4 protein-coding genes are annotated in these 4,241 nt (G+C 69.3%); 2 read left to right on the forward strand and 2 right to left on the reverse strand.

Going from position 1 to position 4,241, the window contains the following annotated elements; all coding sequences use genetic code 11:
* The coding region (locus H0W38_RS17695) for a xanthine dehydrogenase family protein molybdopterin-binding subunit (protein ID WP_292456523.1) at window positions 1-1,808 on the forward strand (1,808 nt) is incomplete at its 5' end.
* 85 nt (window positions 1,809-1,893) lie between these two features.
* Window positions 1,894-2,595, forward strand: a complete 702-nt coding sequence (locus H0W38_RS17700) for a type 1 glutamine amidotransferase domain-containing protein (protein ID WP_292456526.1) — start codon at window positions 1,894-1,896, stop codon at window positions 2,593-2,595.
* A gap of 22 nt (window positions 2,596-2,617) precedes the next feature.
* Here the strand turns inward: H0W38_RS17700 and trmB are convergent, their stop codons facing one another.
* A complete protein-coding gene (trmB, locus tag H0W38_RS17705; protein WP_292456528.1) occupies window positions 2,618-3,382 on the reverse strand; it encodes a tRNA (guanosine(46)-N7)-methyltransferase TrmB in 765 nt (254 codons plus the stop codon).
* Window positions 3,379-4,050 (reverse strand): ATP-binding protein, encoded by a 672-nt coding sequence (locus H0W38_RS17710; protein ID WP_292456531.1) that lies wholly within the window; start codon window positions 4,048-4,050, stop codon window positions 3,379-3,381. The genes trmB and H0W38_RS17710 overlap by 4 nt, the downstream gene beginning before the upstream one ends.
* Window positions 4,051-4,241: the final 191 nt, after the last annotated feature.

Here is a 4,241-nt window from a genome sequence, read left to right on the forward strand (position 1 = left end):
CGAAGCGGCACAAGGACCCGCAGGTCGGCAACGCAGAAGCGGCCTTTGCCGCCGCCACGGTCAAGGTCGATGCCGAGTACTACACGCCGACCCAGCACCACAACGCGATGGAGCTGTTCACGACCAGCTGCACCTGGGAGGGCGACGAGCTGACCATCCATGAACCCAGCCAGTTCGTCTATGCGCTGAAGAACGGCGTGGCCGAGCAGCTCGGCATCGATCCGGCTCAGGTGCGCGTGATCAGCCACTATGTCGGCGGCGCCTTCGGCGCCAAGGCCTCGGTCACGCCGCGCACCGCACTGGTGGCCTTCGCCGCCAAGCGCATCGGCCGGCCGGTCAAGCTGGTCATGACGCGCCAGCAGGGCTACACCGTCGCCACCTACCGCGCCGAGACCGAGCACCGCGTGCGCCTGGGCGCCGGGCGCGACGGCAAGCTCACGGCCTACCTCCACGAGGCGCGCGAGATCACCTCGCGGCCCGACAACTACTTCGTCGCCGGCAACATCAACAGCGCCGTGATGTACGCCTTCGGCAACGTCGCAACCAAGGCGAGCATCGTGCACGCCGACCGCAACACGCCGGGCTTCATGCGCTCGCCGCCCGAGGTGCCCTACATCTACGCGCTCGAAGCCGCAATGGACGAGATGGCGGTGGCACTCGGCATGGACCCGGTCGAGTTCCGCCGCCTCAACGACACGATGGTCGATCCGATCACCGGCAAGCCCTACAGCAGCCGCTCGCTCATGCAGTGCTACGACGAGGCGGCGCGCGCCTTCGGCTGGAGCAAGCGCAACCCGAAGCCCGGCTCCATGCGAGAGGGCGACTGGCTCATCGGCTACGGCTGCGCCACCGCCACCTACCCGACCAACGTGGCGCCGGCCGCCGCGCGCGTGCAGTTCTATGCCGACGGCAAGGCGCGCGCGCAGCTCGCGGCGCACGACGTCGGCACCGGCACCTACACCGTGGCAGGCCAGATGGTCGCCCGAACCCTGGGCATTCCGCTCGACGCCGTGCAGGTCGAGATGGGCGACAGCCGCCTGCCCGCCTCGCCTGTTTCGGGCGGCTCCAACGTCACCGCCAGCACCTGCTCCGTGCTCATGAAGGCCTGCGACGCGATCCGCGACAAGCTGTTCGCGGCAGCGTCGCGGCAAGGAGCCCTGGCCGGCGTGCCGGTCGCGCAGATGGTGCTCAAGGACGGTCGCGTGGCGGCGCTCGACGGCCGCAGCGAGTCGATGGCAGTAGTGTTCAACGCGGCGGGCGCGGGCGTGCTCGAGGAGTACGCCGAATGGTTCCCGCCCGGCAAGTCGGCCGAGGACGTGAAGAAGCTCTACCAGGGCGCGGCCGGCATCACTGGCGGCACCGAGGGCGAGAAGCTCATGTTCGCTTTCGGCGCCGAGTTCGTGGAGCTGCGCATCAACGTGCGCACGCGCGAGATCCGCGTGCCGCGCATCGTCGGCGCCTTTGCGGCCGGGCACATCATGAACCCGCGCACCGCGCGCAGCCAGCTGATGGGCGGGCTGATCTGGGGCATCGGCTCGGCGCTGCACGAGGAGACTGAAATCGACCCGCGCCACGCACGCTACGTGAACACCGACATCGCCGAGTACCTGGTGCCCGTCAATGCCGATGTGCCCGAGGTGGAGGTGATCCTGGTGCCCGAGGTGGACACCTTCGTCAATCCGGCGGGCGTGAAGGGGCTGGGCGAGCTGGGCAACGTGGGCACCGCCGCGGCCATCTCGAGCGCGGTCTATCACGCCACCGGCAAACGGGTGCGCGCGCTGCCGATTCACATCGAGGATCTGCTGTGAGGCGTGGGGTCGATGAGCCGGTCACGGACGGCGCCTTTGCGATTGCTGCATCCTGTGTTTTTTCACCCGCATCAGGAGCACGACGATGAAGATACTGATGGTCCTGACCTCGCACGATGAGCTCGGTGACACCGGCAGGAAAACCGGCTTCTGGCTCGAGGAGTTCGCCGCCCCGTATTACGTTTTCAAGGACGCCGGCGCCGACATCACCATCGCCTCGCCGCTGGGCGGCCAGCCGCCGCTCGACCCCAAGAGCGACGAGCCCGATGCACAGACCGAAGCGACACGCCGCTTCGCGCAAGACGCGCAAGCCCGCGAGGCGCTGGCCCACACGGTGAGGCTGGAGACGCTGAAGGCGCTGGACTTCGATGCGCTGTTCTACCCCGGCGGCCACGGCCCCTTGTGGGACCTCACGGAGAACCAGCAGTCGATCGCGCTGATCGAAGCGATGCTCCTGCAAGGCAAGCCGGTGGCGGCGGTGTGCCATGCGCCCGGCGTGCTGCGCGATGCCAAGGTGGCCGACGGCAAACCGCTGGTCGAAGGCCGGCGCGTCACCGGTTTCACCAACTCCGAGGAGGCCGCAGTCGGCCTGAGCGAGGTGGTGCCGTTCCTGGTGCAAGACATGCTCGAGCAGCAGGGCGGCCGCTACTCGAAGGCCGGCGACTGGGAGCCTTACGTGCTGACCGACGGCCTCCTGGTCACTGGCCAGAACCCGGCTTCTTCCGAACCTGCCGCGAAGGCCTTGCTCGCGCTGCTGTCGTCCGCGCGCAAGGCAGCGCCGGCGTGACCCTGCGGCGTGTTCGGCGCCTTCAGCGTCGCGCAAACACGAGATCCCAGACTCCGTGGCCAAGCCGCATGCCGCGCTGCTCGAACTTCGTCAACGGCCGGTAGTCCGGCTTCGGCGCATACGTTTCGGCGGTGTTCACCAGGCCCGGCTCGGCGCTCAGCACCGCGAGCATCTGCTCGGCATACGGTTGCCAGTCGGTGGCGCAGTGAACCGTGCCGCCGGGCGCCAGCCGAGTGACGAGCTGACCGACGAAAGCCGGCTGGATCAGGCGGCGCTTGTGGTGTTTCTTTTTGTGCCACGGGTCGGGAAAGAAGACGTGGATGCCCGTCAGCGAGGCCGGCACGATCATGTGCTCGAGCACTTCGACCGCGTCGTGCTGGACGATGCGCAGGTTCGTCAGGCTGCGTTCGTCGATGCGCTGCAGCAGCGCGCCGATGCCGGGCGCGTGCACCTCGCAGCCGATGAAGTCCGTGTCCGGCCGCGCCGCTGCGATTTGCGCCGTGGCGTCGCCCATGCCGAACCCGATCTCGAGCACCAGCGGCGCCTTGCGGCCGAACACCGCCACCGGCTCGAGCGGCGTGTTCCGAAACGGCAGCATGAAGCGCGGACCCAGTTCGGCCAGCGCGCGCACTTGGCCGCTGCCCATGCGGCCGGCGCGCAGCACGAAGCTGCGGATCCCCCGCGCACCATCGGCCGCCCGCTTGCGCACCTCGACCTCGGCCTCGGCCGACCCCAGCGCGGCAGCGAGCCGGGTCTTGGCTGCAGGCGTGTGACGCGGATCGTTCATCGGTTCGGGGCTTTCGCAGTGAAGGCCAGATGTTCGCAGTCCGGCACCAGGCACTCGCGACAGCGAGCGGTGAGCCGGCTGGCTGTTCCTGGCGAGTCTGACGCGCAGTCGGCCGGCGTGGCTTGCGTCGGTTCCGGCAACCCGAGAGCCGGCCGCACGGCGGCCAGCGCAGCGGCCGTTCGCGCGGCGCCCGTGCCGTAAATCACCGCGTGGGGCAACGCCGCTTCGGCCAGCGCGCTGCGGATCAGCGCGTCGACAGGCTCGCGAACCTGAGGGCCGTCGCGCTGCAGGCCGTCGGCCTGCCAGGGCAGATCGAGTCCGGTCAGCAGCGTCTGGCGGCAGCGGCGCTGGAGCTCGAGCGCACCGGCCCGCAGGCTTGCATCGTCGAACAGGAACTGGCTGTACAGGGCGATCATCAGCGGCGTGGTGTCGGCCACCACGGTGCTGCCGTTTTGCGCGGCGGCTTCGATGCGCCGCCACTGCTCGGCCGCGATGGCGAACTGTTCGTGCGGTTGCGGCGTGCGCCCGTGCGCGTCGCAGAACTCGCGCAGGACCTCGCGCACCACGACCGCACTGCAGCCCAGTGCACGCAGCTCCAGCGCGAGGGTGTGCGCCAGCGTGGTCTTGCCGGTGCTCTCGGCGCCGAGGATGGCGATCACCGGGCCCATCTCAATGGCTCCACCTGGGTTTCGTTCGATCTGCGGCGATTGAAACGGCGTTCGTTCGCGTTGGCCGGCGGTGGTGGCTTGGATGGATCGATGTTTCCGCGAATGGGAGGGGCGGGGCAAGCAAAGCCGTGGGCGGGTGTGCGGCGGCGCGCCGGCTCGGCGGTCGCCGCTGCGCGGCGACTGCGCTGTGC

This window comes from Methylibium sp. (assembly GCF_013817365.1).
In the GTDB taxonomy this organism is placed as follows: Bacteria; Pseudomonadota; Gammaproteobacteria; order Burkholderiales; family Burkholderiaceae_C; genus Methylibium.

What these genes read in the sequence shown, in the direction of transcription:
- H0W38_RS17700 (WP_292456526.1), top strand. Translation starts at nt 1,894, where the DNA reads ATGAAGATACTGATGGTCCTGACCTCGCACGATGAGCTCGGTGACACC.
- trmB (WP_292456528.1), bottom strand. Translation starts at nt 3,382, where the DNA reads ATGAACGATCCGCGTCACACGCCTGCAGCCAAGACCCGGCTCGCTGCC.
- H0W38_RS17710 (WP_292456531.1), bottom strand. Translation starts at nt 4,050, where the DNA reads ATGGGCCCGGTGATCGCCATCCTCGGCGCCGAGAGCACCGGCAAGACC.